This window comes from Tissierella carlieri (genome assembly GCF_018917285.1).
GTDB classification, from domain to species: Bacteria; Bacillota; Clostridia; order Tissierellales; family Tissierellaceae; genus Tissierella; species Tissierella carlieri.
On record NZ_JAHLOH010000046.1, the window covers coordinates 56,716 to 78,621 of the forward strand.

General features: G+C 30.7%; 18 protein-coding genes, 1 other RNA gene and 2 riboswitches. Of the genes, 1 reads left to right on the top strand and 18 read right to left on the bottom strand.

Translation table 11 applies throughout. The features are described 5' to 3' along the window. Window positions 1-90: 90 nt before the first annotated feature. The 3 genes from KQI38_RS16230 to KQI38_RS16240 all read right to left on the bottom strand — a co-directional run bounded on the left by KQI38_RS16230 (window position 91) and on the right by KQI38_RS16240 (window position 3,786). Window positions 91-1,587 carry a Na+/H+ antiporter NhaC family protein gene (locus KQI38_RS16230; protein ID WP_374041684.1) on the bottom strand — a complete coding sequence of 499 codons (1,497 nt, stop codon included), beginning with the start codon at window positions 1,585-1,587 and terminating at the stop codon, window positions 91-93. A 182-nt stretch (window positions 1,588-1,769) separates the two neighbouring features. Beyond that, window positions 1,770-2,804 carry a C40 family peptidase gene (locus KQI38_RS16235; RefSeq protein ID WP_216561241.1) on the bottom strand — a complete coding sequence of 345 codons (1,035 nt, stop codon included), beginning with the start codon at window positions 2,802-2,804 and terminating at the stop codon, window positions 1,770-1,772. Between the two features lie 115 nt (window positions 2,805-2,919). Further along, the gene (locus tag KQI38_RS16240; RefSeq protein ID WP_216561243.1) at window positions 2,920-3,786 is read right to left on the bottom strand and encodes a cation diffusion facilitator family transporter; all 867 of its coding nucleotides are present in this window, start codon (window positions 3,784-3,786) and stop codon (window positions 2,920-2,922) included. Window positions 3,787-4,150: 364 nt separating this feature from the next. On the opposite strand from KQI38_RS16240, the gene KQI38_RS16245 reads away from it, so the two are divergent. Continuing rightward, on the top strand, window positions 4,151-4,825 hold the full coding sequence (locus tag KQI38_RS16245) for a PHP domain-containing protein (protein ID WP_094904243.1): 675 nt from the start codon (window positions 4,151-4,153) through the stop codon (window positions 4,823-4,825). A 199-nt stretch (window positions 4,826-5,024) separates the two neighbouring features. Next, window positions 5,025-5,128: riboswitch (glycine riboswitch) on the top strand. Further along, window positions 5,129-5,224: riboswitch (glycine riboswitch) on the top strand. Window positions 5,225-5,454: 230 nt separating this feature from the next. Here the strand turns inward: KQI38_RS16245 and hsp18 are convergent. The 15 genes from hsp18 to glyQ form a co-directional block, all read right to left on the bottom strand. Continuing rightward, window positions 5,455-5,898, bottom strand: a complete 444-nt coding sequence (hsp18, locus tag KQI38_RS16250) for a heat shock protein Hsp18 (protein ID WP_094899527.1) — start codon at window positions 5,896-5,898, stop codon at window positions 5,455-5,457. Window positions 5,899-6,027: 129 nt separating this feature from the next. Next, on the bottom strand, window positions 6,028-6,273 hold the full coding sequence (locus KQI38_RS16255; RefSeq protein ID WP_094899526.1) for a TIGR03905 family TSCPD domain-containing protein: 246 nt from the start codon (window positions 6,271-6,273) through the stop codon (window positions 6,028-6,030). Between the two features lie 76 nt (window positions 6,274-6,349). After that, entirely contained in the window at window positions 6,350-8,224 is a 1,875-nt protein-coding gene (locus KQI38_RS16260; protein WP_216561245.1) for an N-6 DNA methylase family protein, read from the bottom strand. A 265-nt stretch (window positions 8,225-8,489) separates the two neighbouring features. Beyond that, complete coding sequence (locus KQI38_RS16265) at window positions 8,490-10,091, bottom strand: methyl-accepting chemotaxis protein (protein ID WP_216561247.1); 1,602 nt, start codon at window positions 10,089-10,091, stop codon at window positions 8,490-8,492. Between the two features lie 228 nt (window positions 10,092-10,319). After that, window positions 10,320-10,706, bottom strand: an RNA gene (rnpB, locus tag KQI38_RS16270) — RNase P RNA component class A. A gap of 46 nt (window positions 10,707-10,752) precedes the next feature. Beyond that, complete coding sequence (locus tag KQI38_RS16275; protein ID WP_216561249.1) at window positions 10,753-11,460, bottom strand: zinc ribbon domain-containing protein; 708 nt, start codon at window positions 11,458-11,460, stop codon at window positions 10,753-10,755. A gap of 18 nt (window positions 11,461-11,478) precedes the next feature. Next, window positions 11,479-12,270, bottom strand: a complete 792-nt coding sequence (locus KQI38_RS16280; RefSeq protein WP_094899522.1) for a Nif3-like dinuclear metal center hexameric protein — start codon at window positions 12,268-12,270, stop codon at window positions 11,479-11,481. Next, on the bottom strand, window positions 12,260-12,955 hold the full coding sequence (locus KQI38_RS16285; RefSeq protein ID WP_094899521.1) for a tRNA (adenine(22)-N(1))-methyltransferase: 696 nt from the start codon (window positions 12,953-12,955) through the stop codon (window positions 12,260-12,262). The genes KQI38_RS16280 and KQI38_RS16285 overlap by 11 nt, the downstream gene beginning before the upstream one ends. Before the next feature lie 57 nt (window positions 12,956-13,012). Then, the gene (gene rpoD / locus KQI38_RS16290; RefSeq protein WP_094899520.1) at window positions 13,013-14,164 is read right to left on the bottom strand and encodes an RNA polymerase sigma factor RpoD; all 1,152 of its coding nucleotides are present in this window, start codon (window positions 14,162-14,164) and stop codon (window positions 13,013-13,015) included. Between the two features lie 5 nt (window positions 14,165-14,169). Further along, entirely contained in the window at window positions 14,170-15,993 is a 1,824-nt protein-coding gene (gene dnaG, locus KQI38_RS16295) for a DNA primase (RefSeq protein ID WP_216561251.1), read from the bottom strand. A 98-nt stretch (window positions 15,994-16,091) separates the two neighbouring features. Next, entirely contained in the window at window positions 16,092-17,108 is a 1,017-nt protein-coding gene (locus tag KQI38_RS16300; RefSeq protein WP_094899516.1) for a deoxyguanosinetriphosphate triphosphohydrolase, read from the bottom strand. A 145-nt stretch (window positions 17,109-17,253) separates the two neighbouring features. Next, window positions 17,254-18,081, bottom strand: coding sequence for a pyruvate, water dikinase regulatory protein (locus KQI38_RS16305; RefSeq protein ID WP_094899514.1), 828 nt, complete (start codon window positions 18,079-18,081; stop codon window positions 17,254-17,256). Between the two features lie 13 nt (window positions 18,082-18,094). Continuing rightward, entirely contained in the window at window positions 18,095-18,721 is a 627-nt protein-coding gene (gene ccpN / locus KQI38_RS22670; RefSeq protein WP_338114484.1) for a transcriptional regulator CcpN, read from the bottom strand. A 43-nt stretch (window positions 18,722-18,764) separates the two neighbouring features. Then, a complete protein-coding gene (gene glyS, locus KQI38_RS16315; protein WP_216561253.1) occupies window positions 18,765-20,843 on the bottom strand; it encodes a glycine--tRNA ligase subunit beta in 2,079 nt (692 codons plus the stop codon). Then, window positions 20,836-21,723, bottom strand: a complete 888-nt coding sequence (glyQ, locus tag KQI38_RS16320; RefSeq protein WP_216561255.1) for a glycine--tRNA ligase subunit alpha — start codon at window positions 21,721-21,723, stop codon at window positions 20,836-20,838. The genes glyS and glyQ overlap by 8 nt, the downstream gene beginning before the upstream one ends. Between the last annotated feature and the right edge of the window lie 183 nt (window positions 21,724-21,906).

A 21,906-nucleotide genomic window follows, 5' to 3' on the forward strand; every position in this document is an offset into this window, starting at 1 on the left:
AATTCAAGAATCCCCTATAAAAAACACACCTCCAAATGCTAGTTTTGCATCTAGCATTTGGAGTGCATGTCAGTTTTAGTTGCTTTTCAATTATTCAGCTTTTGATGATTTTTTAATATTTTTCTTTAACTGAACTTTTGGCTCAGACGGAATACCAAATAAAGGAATAAGTCTATCCAATCCAGTTATAGTTAATAATAAAATTGAAACTACAGCTACAATTGCCATAAAATTATATTTAATTATATCAAATTCCACAAATTCGTGAAGTGGATATATAGCTGTAGCAATCCCTGTGAAGAATGCAATATAAACATGCCATGGAATAAGTTGAGAACCAAATACCCCTAAAGCATCAGAGAATGTTGCATTTCTTAAACGAAGCTTGTACATGTCTTCTTCACTAGCCTCTACGTTTTCATCTGTTAAATCTTTGATTATTGGTCCAATAGTTACTATTTGAGCCATTTCATCTGCCAAAGCAGCATTACCTATAATAGATAGAAGCCCATTAGCAAACATTAATTGTCTAACATTTCTTACCATTCTTGAAACTAAATCAGAAATTGGTTTGAATGCATTCATCTTATTCATTATTCCACCAAATGCACCAACCCACATCATCATAACTATAACCCATGAACCAGCACCTTCAAACCCCGTATAGATAAGATCTAAAAATGCAGTAGTTGATTCAACAGTACCTGCTAATAGACCTAATATATAAGAAGAAATAAGTCCAAGACCTAAACAGGCTAAAGTAGGTATCCCCTTAATAGCAACTCCTAATACTAATATAAGAGGGATAATCATATAGAATGGGACTCCTTCTTTTACCTGATTTAATAAATCCACTGCTGCTGGCCTTTCTTCAGCTAAAGTTGTCCATACTTCCTCTGGAATTTGGTTTATAGCATCAGATGCACTACCAACTTCACCCGGTAATCCTAAACTCACTGTAAAGAATAAAATCGCCGCTAGAACCAAACATATTACAGACCAAACACCTTGATGTCTAATTCTATGAATAACCTCTACACCTTGAATACCCGAACTTACAACAGTGGTATCAGATATAAGTCCAATATTATCACCAAAACATGCTCCACCTGCAATAGCTCCAATAGTAATAACCACTTCTCCTCCTACTATATGGCTTAACCATAAGAAAATAGGTGCGCAAGCTGCAAAAGTACCCCATGATGTACCGGTTGCCACTGATAATATTGCCGAAATAATAAATGCAGTAACAGCAACTGTCTTAGCTGTAATCCCTAATCCTAAGGCTAAATTTATAATTGCAGCGCCAACTCCAGTTGACATAAATGCTTCTGCCATGGCATAAGCAAGCATAAGAATAAAAAATACTAATTGCATCTCTTTAACATTATCTACGGCTGCATCTACGATTTCATTAAGCTTGTACTTCTCAGTTATAGCCGCAACTATGGCCGCATAAACTGTTGCAATAGGAGCTATAACTAAAATATCTAAGTCAACTCCGAGAAAACTAAAAGCTTCAATATTACTAACCATCATAAGTCCCGCTAATAAAAATATGGGCGAAAACTTTAGTAATGCAATCACCTTGATCATCCTCCTTTTTATAAACTGCATTGTTAAAATTTAATTAAAGTATAACATAATATTAAGTCGTAAACAACAGAATTTTTTGATAGCGAGAAAATTGTGAATTTTAGATATTCTATTCTAACTATTTAAAAATGCATTGAAAAACTAAATCCGCTCTTCAATGCATTTATTTAAAACTAATTATTTATAATCCTTCTAGCAGTTATATATCTTGTTCTATAATAATCCTCATCTAAAGACGAAATCATAACTTTTTTTCTACCTGAAGATGCATGTATCATATTATTTTCTCCAATATACAAACCTACATGACCAATACCTTTTCCAGTTGTTCTAAAAAATACCAAATCACCAGGTATAAGATCAGCTTTATTAACTTCCACACCATTTTTAGCCTGATCACTTGAAGATCTATTAAGTTTCATACCTAATACATTTAAATAAATTGAATAAGTAAGACCTGAACAATCGTACCCTCTCTTACCAGTATCACCAGATACATATGGTTTTCCTAAAGCATTATATGCTGCTTCTATTACCTTAGTAACAGATGCTGCTCTTCTAGACACATTGCCTCTAGACACTTTTTCTCTACTTTTTCTCAATTCAATATATTTTTCACTTACCTTAAATTCGTTACCACTTTCGTCTACAATAGTATAAATATCGTCCTTAAAATCATTTATAGTAACTGTCTCACCGTTTACTAATGTGTAAAATGATTTATCATTTTTTAAAACTTTATCAACTTTTGAAACTCCGTAGGATATACCTTTTTCTACTACAACATCAATATCAGACAATCTTATATAGCCATTAATACCATCTTCTGTACTGAATAATCCATAATCTTCTTCATATTTAAGTGCTTGTACAATCTCATCCATATTTAATGGTCTAATAGGAATTCCATTTGGCTTGTCTAAAATATTAGTATTCTTTGTCACTATGTATTTTTGAGTCGATCTCGTTGTTCTTATCATAGCATCTATTGGTATTTCATATCTGCCAGACTCTTTTTGAACTATATATGCTTCATCTGTCTCTCTAAGGATATTAACATTCTCTTCCTTGCTAAATATAACTTGTGTACCATCTTCTTTTGTACTAATATATTCCTTAACAAATATACCAGTGTCCTTAAATCCAATTAAACCAATAAGACATAAACCTATAATTGTTGCCGGCAGTTTGTGTTTTCTATTATACAATATGAACACTCCCTCGTATTAGATTTAAAACATAACACTATTATATTCTATTATATTAAATCCTGCAACCAAATTATTACAAAATTATTACAAAAATTATTACAAAAATTATTACCTATTTTTGAAAAGGCTCAATATGAACCATACAATGCTTTATATCACTTATTTCTGCCTCTAATTTATCATGAACCTTTTCTGCAATATCATGACCAGATTTCACTGAGATATTAGAATCTACGAAAATCTCTATATCAACATATATTCTATTTCCAAATACTCTAGTTTTTAGGCTTTTAATTCCTTTGACTCCATCAATAAACTTAGACTTTGCTCTAATCATTTCTATGACTTCTTCACTTGCAGCCTCATCAACTAGCTCTTTTACGGACTTAATATATAAATCCACACCTACTTTCACAACAAAAATAGATACAATAATTCCTGCTATTGGATCCAAAGCTGTGAATCCTAATTGTGCACCAAGAACTCCTGCAAATGTACCAATAGACGAGAATGCATCAGATCTATGATGCCATGCATCTGCTTCCATGGATATACTCTTGATTTTTCTAGCTATTTTTATGGTATACCAATACATGCCTTCTTTAACAACAATAGATAAAAATGCTGCTATCAATGCGATTAATTTTGGAGTTCTAGTCTCTCCACTGATTAAAACTTTAATGGCCTCATATCCGATAAATATACCAGTTAGTAATAGTAACATGCTTAAGACCTTAGCAAATACAGATTCGTATTTTTCATGACCATAAGGATGTTCTTTATCAGCCTCTTTTGATGATATTCTTAATCCAAGCAAAACTACAAATGTAGTTAAAACATCAGATAAAGTATGAACTCCATCTGCTATCATAGCACTACTATTTCCTATAATCCCTGCTATCACCTTAAATGCAGCTAATATTATATTAACTACTACGGTTATCCAAGATGCTCTCACTCCTAATTTATAATTTTCCACAATATCCCTCCATATTCTAAATTATTTTTAATTGATAATGATAACGTTAATTATATACCTATATATATGATAAATCAATGACTTTTAGAATATAGAAATCATTATCAATTGATAATATATCTTATCAATAAAATAAAGGAGTTCCCTTCATTTTATTGTATTAACAAATTATTCAATTAATTACATCTATCCTTCTATTCTTGTTAAACTAAAATTTCATAATTTAAATAATCTATATATAGTTACAGATCATTCAACTTCTTAATAGCACAAGTCATGACTATAATATTTATCTATATCTAAATCTTTTATAGATTTTTATGATATATTATTTATTATAAAGTAAAATTTGGAGGAAAAATCCATGATTATAGATACTCATGTACATGAAAATAAATATTCATTTGATAGCTTCTTAGATTTTAAAGAATCTATTGAATTAGCTAAATTTATAGGTTTAGATGGAATTTGCATCACAAACCATGATAATAATAATCTTAGAGATGAAATAGGAGATTCCGCGAAAATCAATGGAATCTTGGTAATAGTTGGAGCAGAAGTATTGACTCATGAAGGGGATATACTGGTATTTGGACTTAAAGATATTCCGGAAGAGATGATAAGTGCGGAAGAATTACTAAAATTAGTAAAAAAACATAATGGTGCTGCCATTGCAGCTCACCCTTTCAGAAATAATAATCGTGGTATAGGGGAAAACATGAGAAAGCTTAGCCATTTATTAGATGGAATAGAATCCTTCAATGGCAGCACATATTCATACCATAATTTGCAATCTTATGCCCTAGCTACTGAGTTAAACCTGCCCTCTTTAGGTGCTAGTGACGCTCATAAGCTTGAGAAGCTTGGGACATATGCTACCAAATTCTATGACACTATAAGAGATCATAGAGACTTTATAGAAGCTCTTAAATCAGGTAATTTTCATCCTCTTATGAGAAAAAATGGTAAATATAAAGATATTGATTATTTCTATGAAGATCATATTTCTTCACACACAAAAATAGTATCTCTTAAATAACAAATTCACTCTCTCTTATAAAAAAACAAAGAAAAAGAACTTCTATTGCTGACTAGAAGTTCTTTTTCTTTATCTTTATTATCTCTATATTATTAAGATTATCTATATTTCATAATTTTATTATAAAAAAAATATATTTTACTTGAAATTATTTAATATTCATGGTAACATATTATCTGTTAGATAATTTAATAAGCGAATGAAGATTATTGGAAATATCAATTAGGATAACCGTAGGAGCAAGGAGTTAAGATATCACTCATCTTATTCTGAAACTCTCAGGTAATTAACAATAATCTGACGCGTTCCCTGGAGAGACTTGTTGAATCAAGCATCGAAGAAGCAACTCATAATACATATTATGAGGAAACTTTCAGATACAAGGACAGGGAGGTAGAGTGGCAATAATTTTCATGCCGCCCAACCTCTCTGTCTTTTCGTTTTTTGCAGAATAGATATCTTTTAGGGAATTAAATGAGGCATTAATACCTTCCAATTGAGAAGTTATTAAGTATATATTAATTTTATGACACACACACAAATAAAATCGTGATTATTTAAATAATCACGATTTTATTTGTCTACATAAATTTTTATTTTAATATTAAATTAATCATGTTTTTGTTTTATTAATGAATTTCAATTCTTTTCTTTTTGTCATTGTCTTTAGTCAGTTTTGGTAAAACAATTTGTAAAACACCATCATTAAAATAAGCCTCTATTTTTTCTTCATCTACATTATCCATATAAAAACTTCTTTTAAATTCTCCATAATGTCTTTCACGTCTGACATAATTTTCTTCCTTAGTTTCTTGATTTTCATTTCTTTTGGCAGTGATTGTTAAATAATTGTTATTTACATCTATGTCTATATCTCCTTTTTTAATTCCAGGCAAATCAGCTTCTACAAAATACTCTTTGTCATTTTCTTTTAAATCAACATTAAAGTTTCCATGAAAATAATTCATTGGAGAAAAGAAATCGTTATCAAAAAAATTTGTTAGGAATGGTGAGAATGTTCCATCTTTCCTCATCAATTTATTATTTCCAAAAGGCCCCATAGTATTAAACATATTTAAATTCCTCCTAATAATTAAGTATATTTATAAATTAGTTTTCACAGGAATCTATAAATTATTCTAAGAACTAGAAACAGAAATTTGGCTTAAATAGCAAATAGAACTCCTAAGAAATAAGGAGTTCTATTTATTCTTATATTTAATTAAGGCTTTTGATAATTGATCAGGACAAGAAGTCTCTTTATTACCACATTTTATACCAGATAATTTCTCTATGAGCTTGTCCACTTCCATACCTTCAACGAGGCTTGCAATACCCTGCAAATTCCCATTACATCCTCCAGTAAATAAAACTTTCTTTACTATACCATTTTCCACTTCAAATTTTATATCCTTTGCGCAAACTCCAGATGTTGCATACTCATACATTTATTTTCTCCTCCCATGATGTTTAATATGACATAGTATATTATACAACAATTTGAAAGATATAGTATAGATTAATTTATTTTAAATATCTTCTATAAATTTTATATTCTTCTTCATCTATATTAAAATAACCTCCTATAATTCTATCTATTTCTCCCTCTAGTTTATATATTCTTTCTTCTACCAATCTTTTATTATCCATATCCTCATCTAATATTAATAGCAAATCCATTATTTGTTTTACTCTACATACTACATCATCAATTATATCCTCAGTTATTATCTTCATATCTAGTACAGAATTTGGATAATAATCATATATTCCTCTCCCCATCTTCTTAGCAAATAGTTTAAAATAAAATTCATAAATACTAGAGTTAAGCAATCCTACAAGATATTCTAATGGAATTTCATTCTTATATTCCTCTTTAATAATTATAGAATATACGTCTGCACTACAATATACGTTATTATAATCTAATGCAAATCTATTTCTACTAGCTTTATATGGAAATACAATTTTAGGTTGTTCAAACAATGCTGTGTCTCGTCCCCATTGTAATTGATACCATTTTTTTGCGCCATTTTTGCATTCTCTTCTATTTTCTAATCTTTCCCTATAGTTTCTAATAAACTCTATGCTATTAGGATACTTTTTTTCTGATTGAATTAAATCTGAATAAATCAGAGATAAATCCGTATCTGAGACTTGATATCTTTCCACATTTCTATTTTTTATCCATCTTTTTAATAATTCTCTTTCAATATTATTTTTCTCTATTTCTTCTGATGTTAATACAAATGCCTTATCACATCCTGTTATAATTCCTTGAAAGGATGTAACCACATCTCCCAGCCTTTTTTTCGCCTTACTTTCTATTTTCTTATATATATTAAGAATGCTCTTAGGTGATAATATCCATCTATCTGTATATAAATTAACTTGTTCTACATCAAATCTTTCAAATAGGTCAGATTTTATAACTTCCTGTAGATCTTTTAAATCTTCAAATTGATTTCCATCATCTATTAATTTATTTACAGTAACCTTATTATAATCTGACTTATCATTCTTAAAAAAATATATTGCTGTTGCAACACCAATCCCTTTAAATATCTCTGCTCCATAAAAATCTACTATTTCTAGAATATCTACATTATTTGCTAGATATGATCTTAAATGTTTTCCCGTTGGACTTTCCATAAAATATCTTGAGGTAATAATCCCGCTTATACCGTTTGGAGATAAAATATCAATTATTCGCTTAAAAAAACAAAAAGAAATATCTGATTTATCCTTAAATACACTATCATACTCCTGAAGTAACCACTGCTTATATCTCATATCCAATTGTTTATGTCCTATATATGGAGGATTACCGATTACATAATTATATTTTTTCCTCCAAAACTCTATAAGTTTATTTTCTTCTTTTAATTTGCATTCATCTATGTAATTTTTTTCCCATCTATATAAACTGTCGCATTCCACTATATTCAATTCTTCTATTTTACTAGTTGGCTCTTTTCCCAATAATCCTATTTTAGTTAAATTTACTGCAGTTTTATCTTTATCTGCCCCATAAATACAATGCTTTAATATATGGTAATGAATATTTTCTTTTCTCCAATAATCAATTCCATTTAAACTATATATCCGTCCTTCTTTTTCTAAGGTATATATATCTTCTCCGTATTTTTCCCTTAGTTCTTCTAAACTTAATAAAAATTTTTCTTTTAAAATACTATAAGCCTCCATCAGGAAATATCCTGCTCCACAAGAAATATCTATAACACTGATATAAGGATTTTTTATAATATCTGCTTTTCCTATTGTCTTCTTAAGTATATATTTAATAATAAAATCAGGTGTATAGTATTGGCCTATTGATTTTCGGATTTCTTTGTTAGTATTCTTTTGATAAATATCACCTAGTATATTAGGTCCCATATTCTTTCACCTCAATTTTATTTCAATTTTATCTGTAGATTCATCTATTAGGTATTTTCTGTGGTATATTCATATTAAATTGAGTATAATAGAAAAGCTAATAAATTACAATATAAGTTTAAAAACTATACTAATAATCTAACATCTTTAAATAGCTTAATCACCAATTAAAACAAGGCACAAAAACACAGCATTCATATATTATCTGAATATATATGAATGCTGTGAAATATTCAGTTATATATTTGAGATTTAAATCTAAATTTTAAGATTTAAATTTATCAATGCTTTCCTTCATCTTAATCGCCAGTTCAGATAAGGAATCACTAGAATTGGCAATCTCCTGCATTGATGCAGTCTGCTCTTCCACTGAAGCTGAAGCTTCTTGTGTTCCTGCTGCATTTTCCTCTGATATGGCAGATAAATTTTCCATAGCACTTATAATTTCATCTTTTCTCCCTATCATTTCTTGTCCAGATTTATTTATAATCTCTGTGGCTTCTTTGATCCTTTCTATAGAAGCAGCTATTCCTTCAAATTTATCATTGGTTAGTTCTACGCTTTCTGTCTGTGAAACAGCTATTTTTTCCACCTCTCCTATGATAACTATACCGTGATCAACTTTCTCAATAAGATCAATTACTATTTTTGATATCTCTTCAGTAAAATTATTAGATTCTTCCGCAAGTTTCCTTACTTCTTCCGCTACCACTGCAAAACCACGACCTGCTTCTCCCGCCCTTGCCGCCTCTATAGCCGCATTCAATGCTAATAGATTAGTTTGGCTTGCAATACTCTTTATCATATGACTTGCGTTTTCAATTTTTTCTGCACTTTTACTGGTATCCATTACTACCTTTCTAACTTTTAGAGATGCCTCATTATTAGCCGCCGTTTTTTCAACAAGCTCCTTTATAATTTCAATTCCTTCATTCTTTAGTGTATTTACCTCTTCAGTAGACTTTTTTAGTTCTTTTAATAGTTCCTGTTCTTGCTCTACTAAAGAACCTAAATAGGCTATATCCATTGCTCCTCTTCCAGTTTCCTCTGCCTGCTCATTTGCACCTTTGGCAATCTCTTCTATTACCCTAGCAACTTCATCTGTTGCGATAGCCGATTGATTAATCGTTAAATTAAGTTCCTCAGAAAAATCTGCTACTTCATTAGACAGTTCTGATATCTTATTTATAAGATGCCTTAATCTATCTATGACCTTCTGAAATGCATTAGATAATAGTCCTATTTCATCCTTTTTAGCCATAAATTCTTCTGGTATATTTTCCGAAACATCCAATGTATCTATAGCCTCAAATAAATGCATAAGCGGCCTAGAAATTCCTTTGTTGCTCATAATCCATATAAATGCCAAAATTATTAGGTTTAGAACAAATATTATGACTTGAAATATTTTAAGAAATATTACCTTTCCCCTTGAAAAATCTTCTGCTACAGAAACAGCTTTATTAGTGGTATCAAAGAAGTTCTCACTTTTACTTATTAGATTAGATTTATCACCACTTTTTCTACTTTCATATATGGTTTCCTTTATATCTTCCCAGTCTATTCTTACTTTCTCCATAGCTGAAATAAAATCTTCATCTGTAGCCCTTGGCAATTCTAATTCAGAATCTCCATCGATTAATCCGTTTATCTTTTTTTCTATTGAATCAATAAGTTCATCAGAGTTTTGACCTACTAACTCCAACTTAATAAGCCTTTGACTCCCTCCCCTGACGGAACCAGCATCATTAATTACTCTACTATCAGCATCCATTTTCTCTAGTTGGTAAAATACTGATACTGTACTGCTTAATGAAAAAATTAATAAGACTATTACTATGATTTTTAGTTTAACATTGATTTTCATTTATTTCCTCCTCTATTATATGATAGTTAGCCAAATAGTTTAATAGTTTGTCCTTTAAAACTATGAGAGATTTCATTGGTTGCTATTTATCCTTCTAATAAATACCCAGTAATCTAACATTAATTCATTAATGAAAAAATTATATATTTAAGTAATTTAAATAAATCTATTGGATATTCAAAAACAAAGAAACCTAAAGGGTTATACCCCTTTAGGTTTCACATTATGTATACGAGTAAGTCTATAAGCCGTGTTCTGTTTAAATGGTCATCTATCTAAGACCTATCGTTACCGATAGGTTCCTGCGACCTACCATTGGAACGGCAGCGGGCTACCACCTTTTATGTTCCTTTTTGGTCTTGCTCCAGATGGGGTTTACAGAGCCATTTAGTCACCTAAATGCTGGTGAGCTCTTACCTCGCCTTTCCACCCTTACCAGATAATCTCCATGGATTATTTCACTACAGTCCAAGCAAATGCCGAGAAAGAGTTCTGGCGGTATATCTCTGTTGCACTATCCTTAGGGTCACCCCCACTGGACGTTATCCAGCATCCTGCCCTATGGAGCACGGACTTTCCTCATGTGTTACCACACGCGACCATCCAACTTACTCGTATATAATATACCACAAATCGTCAAAATGTGCAAAGGATATATTTTCTATGGTTTACATAATATTCTACCACAGCATTCACAATAAATCAGTTCCTTTTGGTTATTCAATCTATCTATTAAAACTGTAGGGATTAGCATATTACAACCAGAACATATTGTATCTTTCACTTCAGCCATTCCTGTTCCTTTATTCTTTCTGATCATATTATATTTGTTTAATAGATTTACGTCAATTTTACTTTCTAATGCTATAATTTCATCTTCTTCCGACTTAATCTTATCTTTTAGACCTTCTTCTAAATCTTTATATTTACTTTTCAACTCATTATTTTTATTTTTAATATCTTCAAGAAACCTTTCGATGGCTAACAGTTCTTCATCTATATTTTCTACTTCATCCATAAACTCTATTATTTCGGTTTCTGTATCACTGATTATCTCCTTTAGTTTATCCTTTTCATCATTTAAGTATTCAAGCTGTTTTAAATCAGTTATTTGTCCTTTATATAAGTTATTTTCTATTTCTTCAATCTTGAAATTATAATCTTTTAACCTTGTATTTGATTGTTTTAATCTATCTTTAATCTTTTCTTGGCTGGATTTAAGCCTTGAAAGCTTCTCTTCAGTATCTAGTATCTTTTCTTCGGTTTTGTTAACCATTGAATCATTTTTTAAATTGAATAATTCCTTTTGATATACTTTAAGTGAATTATGGTGCTCCTCTAAATTCCTCAATAAATCTAGTTGTTCCATATTCTCACTCCCTTAAGGTTAATATATTTTATATAATGGACTTGGCCTTTCCCATATTTCTACATAAATATTGCAATTTTTTTCTTTCTCTAAATATTCTTTTATAACAGGCAATATAACCTTTTCTGTATGATAATGCCCTGCATCTATAATAGTAAGTCCTAGTTCAGCACCTAGTTGTGCATCGTGATATTTTATATCCCCTGTTATATAAATACATGCCTTTTGTTTATATGCATCATAGATAAATTCTGATCCACTACCCCCACAAATGGCAACTCTATTAATCTTTCTTTCTTGATTACCGTATACTATCAAGCTATCTGTGTTTAGCTTTTCTTTAATCTGTTTTATATAATCTACTAACTCAATTTCCTTTATATCACCTACCTTTCCATATCCATATGATGATTCAAAGTCTAGGTTGCTCAGCTTTAATGCCGTAGGATTGCAGAGTTCTAAGAGCTTTGCCAACTCATCATTAACTCCATTTTCAGCTTGATCTAGATTTGTATGAGCATTATATATTACTATTTCATTCCTGATTAAATCATGTATAAGCTTTCCCTTATAGTTCGATGTAGTTATACTGCTAATTGGCTTAAATATAAGTGGATGATGAGTTATTATCATATCGAAGTCTTCTTTTACTGCTTTTTCATAAACTTCCATGTCCAAATCTAAAGCAACTAAGATTCTATTTACTTCTTTATTCTCATCGCCTATTTGAAAGCCAGTATTATCCCAATGATCTATTAGTATCGGCAATGCCCAATCATTCATTAACTCTATTATTTCTTTAGCCTTCAATCTTCCTTAGAACCTCCTCATATTCCTTTATAGTTTTCTCTAAGATTAGGTATCTTTCTTTAGATTTTTCTGTATCTATACCTTCTATTTCCTTTAAAATTTTTTTAGCTGCAATCATCTTAACTTCTATATATTCTTTTAATAAGGGATGCTTATTTTGTATTAAAATTGGACTAATCTCATAATAGATTTCCTTTTCTATAAATGTTTTACCTTTTTTTGCATGGATTATTTCATAATATTTATTTTCTTCTTTTACTAACTCTTCTTTTATAATTTCAAAATTATTTTCTATTAGATATTGTCTTAATTCTTTAGCAGCTACCATAGGCTGCAATATAAAATCAATTATAGAATTTGATATTTCCTTATGTTTTTCAAGGATATCCCTAATAAGTAAACCTCCCATTCCTGCAATAATTACAGTATCTACCTCATAGGGTTTAATTACCTCTAGTCCATCTCCTAATCTGCTATCAATTTTATCTTCAAATCCTAATTCCTTTACATATTCTATTATTTTATCTAATGAACCCTTAGATATATCTGTCCCTATCACTTTTTTAGATATCTTATTTTCTATTAAATATGCTGGTATATATCCATGATCTGTGCCTATATCAGCTACTATGGAATTTTTAGGTACTAGATTTGCTAGGGTTAGTAATCTTTCTGATAATTTCATCTCTTATTTCTTCCTTTCCAAAAAGTATAATTAAAGATTCGCTTAAGCGAATCTTTATTATTCTAGAAAATCCTTCAATTTTTTAGATCTACTTGGATGACGCAACTTTCTTAAAGCCTTAGCTTCTATTTGTCTAATTCTTTCTCTTGTAACTTCAAACTCTTTACCAACTTCTTCAAGGGTTCTAGCTCTACCATCATCTAAACCAAATCTAAGCCTTAATACTTTTTGCTCTCGAGGTGTCAAAGTATCTAATACATCAATCAATTGTTCCCTAAGCATTGTAAATGTAGCTGCTTCTGCAGGAGCTAGTACCTCATCATCAGGTATGAAGTCTCCTAAATGACTATCTTCTTCTTCACCAATAGGAGTTTCTAAAGAAACTGGTTCCTGTGCTATTTTCATTATTTCTCTAACCTTTTCCACTTCCATACCCATTTCTTTACCTATTTCTTCTGGACTAGGATCTCTTCCTAGTTCTTGCACTAGTTGTCTTTGTACTCTAACTAATTTATTGATTGTTTCAACCATATGAACAGGTATCCTAATAGTTCTAGCTTGATCTGCTATAGCTCTTGTAATTGCTTGACGAATCCACCATGTTGCATAGGTACTAAACTTAAATCCTTTTTTATAATCGAATTTTTCTACTGCCTTCATAAGTCCTAGATTGCCCTCTTGGATCAAATCTAGGAAAAGCATACCTCTACCTACATATCTCTTTGCAATGCTAACTACTAGCCTAAGATTAGCCTCTGCAAGTTGTTTTTTTGCTTCTTCATCACCTTCTTGCATCCTCTTAGCTAATTCAATCTCTTCATCTCCTGTTAATAAAGGTATTTTACCAATTTCCTTCAGATACATCCTAACTGGGTCATCTACATTGATGCCTTTTGGTACTGATAAATCTTCTTTTATATCTACTTCATCTAAATCTTCCTTATCAATATCATCATCCATATCGTCATCAATGTCATCTTTTTCTAGCAACAAGCTATCTTCTTTATCTCCTACTACTTCAATTCCCATACTTTCCAAACTCTGATAAACCTCTTCTATCTGGTCTGCATCTAAAGATATCTCCTCTAAACTATCTATTAATTCACTATATGTTAATATCCCTTCCTTTTTTCCCTTAGCGATCAATTTCTTAACTGCTTCTATTCTCGCCATATTTGTTTTTTCATTGTCTTTATTTAATTCGTCCAACTGGTTTACCTCCCTTCCTCATATCTCATGAGGTTTAGTTCTTTGTTTAAATTAGTTAGTTCTATACACAGCTTAAGAAATCGTTCATCCTCGTTAGAATTCCTGACACTCTTTCTTTCTAATTCTTCAATCTCTTTTTTTATATTATTTCTCTTAGTTTCTAGTTTGTTAATTTTTAATGTGGTTATTAGATCTTTTATCATCTGATCTATATTCTCAGGCAGAAAGTTTATTGGTCTTTCGAAGATCAAGCTAAGTAATCCAGTATCAATACCTGGTAACTCTTTTACCCTTTTATATAATAAGTCTTCATCCAGATCTTCAGCTTTCTGGTATAATTCTATCATTATCTTCAAGATTTCTCTACATTCTAAATTCTCATATTCATCCAAAGAAACCTCCCTGATTAGTATATCAAAATACTCTTTATCAAAAATCATTAATTTTATTAAGTCAATCTCAGCAATAAGACTTGCTGATGGTAATATTGTTCTAACTGGAGAAATAGTAAGCTTCTCTTTAAAATTTTTATTTTCTACACCTTTTATATTATTGCCAAATACTTCTTTCTGTATTGCTTCTTTTGAAATATTCATTTCAGCAGCAATTTTGTTTATATATACATCCTTTTCTATTGGAGACTTTAGTTCTTTTATTATTTTGGCTATTTCAATTGTAAATTTTATTTTGCCTTCTGCCTCGTTAATATTATATTTTTGTTTATTAACATGTATTCTAAAATCTATATAGTTGAGAGCTTCGTTTAATCTATTTTCAAATTTTTCTATAGTATTCTCCTTTAAAAAATCATCTGGATCTTTAAATTTCCCTAGTGTTACTACCTTAGGTTCGATTCCTTCTTTCAAGAGTATTTGAATCGCCTTATTTGTAGCATTAATTCCCGCTTGATCTGAATCATAACAGATATACACATTTTCCCCATACCTTTTTAGCAGCTTTGCTTGTCTTTCAGTTAAAGCTGTTCCAAGGCTTGCTACTGCGTAATTAATCCCCTTACTAAACAATGAAATTACATCCATATATCCTTCTACTAATATGATCCTCTTTCTATCTGAAAGTTTATTGACCAAGTTCAATCCATAGAGATGATTTCCTTTATTGAATATAAAAGTTTCCTGAGAGTTTAAATATTTTGGCATCGAATTGTCTAAAACTCTTCCACCAAATCCAATAACTCTTCCTTTAGTGTCAATTATAGGAAACATAATCCTATTTCGAAACTTATCATAATATTCATCACTATTGGTTTTTTTACCAATTAGCCCTAGTTTCTCTATTTCTTCATTTTTATATCCTTTATCCTGAAGATACTTATGCAAAGAATTCCATTTATTTAGAGAATAGCCTAAACCGAATTGTTTTATAACTTTGTTGTTTATTTTTCTTTGATATAGATAGGATAACGGAATTTTCTCTTTAGTTAAATTGCTGAAAAAAAATCTAGCAGCTTCTCTATTAATATCATAACCCCTATCTCTGTCTTGATATAGCTTTTCATTTCTAGGAGTTTCTTCTTCCACAGTAATTCCCAATTTATCAGCTAAAAACTTAACTGCTTCAGGGAACGTTAAGTTTTCTTTTTTCATTATAAAAGCCAAAGCATCTCCTCCCTCTCCACAGCCAAAACAATGAAAAAATTGCTTTGTATCTGAAACTGTAAAAGAAGGTGTCTTCTCATTATGAAAAGGACATAATCCTACATAATTTCCACCTGATTTTTTCAGTGGAATATAGTCTGAAATAATATCAACTATATTTGCAGCATCTCGTACCTTTTCAATTGTTTCATCATTTATATAACCCGTCATATTATCACCTGAATATCTCACCTACCAAAATTTATTTATTATAATATTTTTTCACTATAAGATATATTCGACATAAATATCAAAAATCCTTCTTTTTTTTAATATTTTTGCCAAGGTTTTGGTATAAAAATATTATTAAAGAGATTTACTGCATATCTATCTGTTGTTCCTGCAATATAATCACAAATAATATCTTCTATCTCCGAGTGCATATTCTTATAGATTTTCAAATGTTCTTCTGGCAGTGTATTTATATTTTTTAAATAATATATATATAGTTGTTCTAAAACATATTCTGCTTTGGATTCTTCTGATTTTGCATCTTGATTAAGGTATACATTTTGAAACATATAGTTTCTTAGTGCGTTAGTTGCTTCCCCAACATCTGCACTCATTATTATAGTATTTTTTTCCATACTATTTTTAATTATATCTAAAATCATAGTATTTATTCTTTCACCATGAGTTTTTCCCAATATTTCTACACATTCCTCAGGTAAATCTTCCTTTCTTATAACTCCTGCCCTAATAGCATCATCAATATCATGATTAATATATGCAATTCTATCTGCATATTTAACGACTTGTCCTTCCAATGTCTGTGATTTTTCATCACCAGAATGCTTCCTTATACCTTCTTTCACTTCATAGGTGAGATTTAATCCTATTCTATCATCCTTATGCTCTAAAAAATCTACAACTCTTATGGACTGTTCGTTATGGTTAAAACCTTTTGGATGCAATTTATTTAATACTCTTTCTCCAGTATGCCCAAATGGCGTATGTCCTAAATCATGTCCCAGTGCTATGGCCTCAACTAAATCTTCATTTAGCCTTAGAGCCCTAGCCAATGTTCGCCCTATTTGAGCCACCTCTAATGTATGAGTAAGTCTTGTTCTAAAATGATCTCCCTCTGGAGCAATAAAGACTTGGGTCTTATGTTTTAATCTTCGAAAAGATTTAGAATGGATTATTCTATCCCTATCTCGTTGAAAGTCAGTCCTTATATCACATTTTTCTTCAAATTTTTCTCTTCCTTTAGAATTTTGACTATGCATAGCATATTGGGATAAATTATTTTTTTCTATTTCCTCGGTTCTTAATCTTATATTCATATATATACCCCTTTATATTTACTGATAAATTATTCTTAATATATATATACAACATAAGTTTTAATAATCCTTCTTTTATATTAAATATTTTTTAAATATTTTTAAGCATTTCACAAATAAAATAGAAGTGCTATCTTTAACACTTCTATTCAAAGATTCTATCTCCGAAGTTTTTCTTTATATAGTCTATTATAAGCCCAGCAGTTTCTTCTATTGCTTTATATGATACATCTATTACTATACATCCTAGTTTTTCCATTATTTCCTTAGAATATTCCAATTCTAAGTTTATTCTATCTACATTTGCATAATTTGCATTATCATCTAAGCCTAATGCCTTCAATCTTTCTTGTCTAATTTCATTTAGTTTTACTGGATTAGCAACAAGCCCAATTATTCTTCTATTATCTTTTAAGAATAATTCACTTGGAGCTGGAACTTCTGGTACTAAAGGCACATTAGCTACTTTAAAATTCTTATGAGCTAAATACATACTCAAAGGTGTTTTAGATGTCCTAGAAATTCCAACTAATACAATATCTGCTTTCTTTATTCCCCTAGGATCTTTACCATCATCATATTTTACAGCGAACTCAACTGCTTCAACTTTCCTAAAATAATTTTCATCCAATCTTCTAATTAGCCCTGACTCTCTTTTAGGCTGATATTCAAGAACTGATTCAATTGCATTTAAAGCTGGTGTCATCAAGTCCACTGTTGGAATATTAAATTCTTGTCCCTTGGCACTTATAAAGTTTTTTAACTTTTCTATTACTATAGTATAAATTACAACACTCGGTTCATTTTTAGCTTCTTCAAATATCTCATTTATCTGGTCTTCAGCTGTAATAAAGGGGAATCTTCTTACTTCATATCTTCCTGAATTGAATTGACTTAAAGCTGCACGAGATAACAATTCTCCCGTTTCCCCTATGGAATCTGATAGTACATAAATTGTTAAGCTTTTGTCCATAACCTTACCCCCTTTAATCATTTTTACCTAATTCTACAAATAACCTTGTTATTGTTGTTTTTGTTATTCTGCCAACTACTTTATAGTTTTTTTCATCTTCTTCCACTACAGGCAAACTATCTATTTCATGGTCTATTAATTTCACTGCAGCATTTAAAACACTGTCTTCTAGTTCTACATACACAATATTAGGCATCCTTGTCATAATCATCCCTATAGGAACCTTATTTAAATCCATACCCCCCATAGCATTTCTAAGAAAGTCTTTTCTCGATACGACACCTGATAAAAAACCTTTAGAAGTAACATATATAGATCCTACATCCTCTAAAAACATTAGCACTATTGCATCATAGAGATTTGTAGATTCATCTACTACTATAGGAACAGATTTTACATCAGATACCTTTATGTTTTTTATCTTTTCAGAAATATAAGATAGGCTAGTTTTTCCTGTGTAAAAATATCCAACCTTTGGTCTTGCATCTAGTATTCCAGACATAGTCAAGATGGCCAAATCTGGTCGCAGGGTTGATCTTGTAAGTTTCAGTTCACTTGCAATGGCTTCAGATGTAATTGGTTGACTCCTTTTAACTATATCTACTATTTTTTCTTGTCTCTCATTTAGTTGAATAGTGATCTCCCCCCAATATCCCTGCTACTTCAGTTTTGTAAGTAGTGGACTATTTATTAACTATCTTTGATAAGTCACAAATTTGCAACATAGTATCGTATATTTTCTTTAATAAACCTAGTCTATTATTTCTTATCTTTTCATCATCTACCATTACCATAACTTTATCAAAGAATTTATCGATCGGTTCTTTTAATACTACTAATTGATCTAATGCCTTATCATATTCTTTCTTATCAATCGAACTATTTATCTTTTCTTCTACATTGTTGAAGCTTTCATATAATTCTATCTCATCTTCTGTAAGCAAATCTCTTTGAACTTCATCAGATATAGCTTTTTCTGCTAGATTTGCAACTCTATTAAATGCTGATAATATCTCTGATAAACCTTCTTTCTTTAACCATTCATTTAATTTATTAGCCCTTATTTTCATATCATAAATATCATCAGTATTTGTACTAATTACTGCTTCTACTATATCATATCTAATGCCCATATCCATAAACATATTTCTTATTCTTCCACTGAAGAATTCGATTATTTCATCTTTAACCCTGTTATAATCAAAGGCCAATCCATTTACTTCTACGTAAAAATAAAGGGCTGTTTCTACCAATTCATTTATAGATAAGTTTAGTTTTTTGTCTAATATTATATTTATAATCCCTAACGCTTGTCTTCTTAGGCCAAAAGGATCTTGAGAACCTGTTGGATGTATACCTATGGCAAATAATCCAGAAATAGTATCCATCTTATCTGCTATACTAAGAACTGAACCAGCAGTAGTTGTTGGAAGTTCATCTCCAGCAAATCTAGGTAGATATTGTTCAAAAATAGCTAAACTAACTATTTCATTTTCTTCTGAACATCTTGCATACTCCATACCCATTTTTCCTTGAAGTTCTGTAAATTCACTCACCATTTTTGTAACTAAATCCGCCTTAGATAAATACCCTGCTCTTTCTATGTTTCTTTCAGTCTCTTCTCCGACTTCTAGATACTCTCCTATCTTTATTCCTAGGTTTTGTACTCTCTTAGTCTTGTCATATAAAGTCCCTAGTTTTTCCTGAAATACTATTCTTTGAAGGTCATCTACATAAGACTCCAATGGTCTTTTTACATCATCCATGTAGAAAAACCTAGCATCCTCTAGTCTAGCACCGAGTACCTTTTCATTTCCTTTTATAACAGTTTCTATAAAATCATCATTTCCATTTCTTACTGTAATAAAATAAGGTAACAGCCTTTTCTTATCATCTAACACAGGGAAAAATCTTAGATGTTCTTTCATAGGAGTTATAACTACATCTGCTGGTAAAGATAAATATTCTTCTTTTATTCTACCTATCATTGGTGTAGGATACTCTACTATATTAGTTACTTCATCTAATAGATTTTCATCTTGTTGTAAGTTGCCGCCTTTTTCTTTTGCTAGTCTTTCAGATCCATATTTAATAATATCTTTTCTTTCCTCTTGATCTACTATGACAAAGTTTTTCCTTAAAGCTTCTACATATTCATCAACATTATTTAACTCTATTCTATTGCTGCCTAAAAATCTATGACCTTTTGTAATATTAGAGGCTTCTATGCCTTCTAAATCAAAAGATACAATTTTATCATCTAATAATGAAACTAACCATCTAATTGGTCTAGCAAATCTTATATTTTTGCCTCCCCATCTCATAGACTTAGGGAAATTAATAGACTTAATTATATTAGGTATATTTCCTTTTAATATTTCTTCTATTTCCTTGCCCTCTTTAACAACATCTGCATAAACATATTCTATCCCATTATGCTCTTCCACATAAATAGATGCTATATCTATGTTTTGACCTCTCATAAATCCCAGCAATGCTTTTGTCGGATTTCCATCAGAGTCAAATGCTATTTTTTTAGCTGGCCCTTTTACTGTTTCTTTTAAATCTTCCTGCTTATCTTCTAGTCCCTCAACTATCAATGTTAATCTTCTTGGTGTAGAATAAACTTTCATACTATTATAGCTTATTCTTTCTTCCTTGAGGAAGTTTGAAGTATTGGTTTGTAATTGTTCTAAAGCATCTCCAACAAATCTTGCTGGCAGTTCTTCAACACCTATTTCTAGCAAATAGTTCTTACTCATTATCATGACCCTCCTTCTTTAATAGAGGATAATCCATTTCTTTTCTTTGCTCAATATACTTTGCTGCAACTATCCTTGCTAGATTCCTTACTCTTCCTATATAATTTGTTCTCTCCGATACAGATATGGCTCCTCTTGCATCTAATACATTAAATGTATGGGAACATTTAAGGACATAATCATAGCTTGGTAATACAAGACCGTCGTCTAGTATCTTTTTTACTTCTTCTTCATAAGTATTGAATAGCCCTTTTAGAGTTTCAATATCCGCTTTTTCAAAGCTATATACTGAATGTTCATATTCGGCCTTATTGAAAATATCTCCATAGGTAAAATCTTTATTCCACTTTATATCAAATATATTGTCTACATCTTGTAAATACATGGCTATTCTTTCTAGACCGTAGGTTAACTCTGCTGATTCCAGTTCACAGTTAATACCACCCACTTGTTGAAAGTATGTGAATTGAGTAACTTCCATTCCATCTAACCATACTTCCCATCCTAGCCCCCAGGCCCCTAAAGTTGGAGCTTCCCAATTATCCTCAACAAATCTAATATCATGCTTAAGCGGATCAATACCTATTACCCTTAAACTATCTAAGTACATCTCTTGGACTTCTTCTGGCGATGGTTTAAGTATAACTTGAAGCTGATGATGCTGATAAACTCTATTTGGATTCTCACCATATCTAGCATCTGCAGGTCTTCTGGAAGGCTCCACATATACTACTTTCCACGGTTCTGGTCCAAGGGACCTTAAAAAGGTATGAGGACTCATTGTTCCCGCACCCTTTTCTACATCATAAGGTTCTAATATTATACATCCTTTATTTCCCCAGTAGTCTAGTAATTTCAGCATTAAATCCTGAAAATACATATAAAAACCTCCTTATTTTTACGATTAGTGGCAACAAAAAAACCTTACATCCCACATAGGGACGAAAGGTTAACTTCCGCGGTTCCACCCTATTTAATACTCCCTAAAGAGTATTCACTTAATAAAGTATACTCCGAAGTGCCTTTCGTCAATAGTAATTATGTCCAGCTCTCACCATTCTAG

Excerpts from the sequence above, each read along its gene's own strand:
- dnaG (WP_216561251.1), bottom strand. The coding sequence starts at position 15,993 with ATGACGGGTTATATAAATGATGAAACAATTGAAAAGGTACGAGATGCT.
- glyQ (WP_216561255.1), bottom strand. The coding sequence starts at position 21,723 with ATGTATTTTCAGGATTTAATGCTGAAATTACTAGACTACTGGGGAAAT.
- KQI38_RS16300 (WP_094899516.1), bottom strand. The coding sequence starts at position 17,108 with ATGAATATAAGATTAAGAACCGAGGAAATAGAAAAAAATAATTTATCC.
- hsp18 (WP_094899527.1), bottom strand. The coding sequence starts at position 5,898 with ATGTTTAATACTATGGGGCCTTTTGGAAATAATAAATTGATGAGGAAA.
- glyS (WP_216561253.1), bottom strand. The coding sequence starts at position 20,843 with ATGAGTAAGAACTATTTGCTAGAAATAGGTGTTGAAGAACTGCCAGCA.
- KQI38_RS16265 (WP_216561247.1), bottom strand. The coding sequence starts at position 10,091 with ATGAAAATCAATGTTAAACTAAAAATCATAGTAATAGTCTTATTAATT.
- KQI38_RS16305 (WP_094899514.1), bottom strand. The coding sequence starts at position 18,081 with ATGGACAAAAGCTTAACAATTTATGTACTATCAGATTCCATAGGGGAA.
- KQI38_RS16285 (WP_094899521.1), bottom strand. The coding sequence starts at position 12,955 with ATGAAATTATCAGAAAGATTACTAACCCTAGCAAATCTAGTACCTAAA.
- KQI38_RS16260 (WP_216561245.1), bottom strand. The coding sequence starts at position 8,224 with ATGGGACCTAATATACTAGGTGATATTTATCAAAAGAATACTAACAAA.
- KQI38_RS16275 (WP_216561249.1), bottom strand. The coding sequence starts at position 11,460 with ATGGAACAACTAGATTTATTGAGGAATTTAGAGGAGCACCATAATTCA.
- KQI38_RS16255 (WP_094899526.1), bottom strand. The coding sequence starts at position 6,273 with ATGTATGAGTATGCAACATCTGGAGTTTGCGCAAAGGATATAAAATTT.
- KQI38_RS16245 (WP_094904243.1), top strand. The coding sequence starts at position 4,151 with ATGATTATAGATACTCATGTACATGAAAATAAATATTCATTTGATAGC.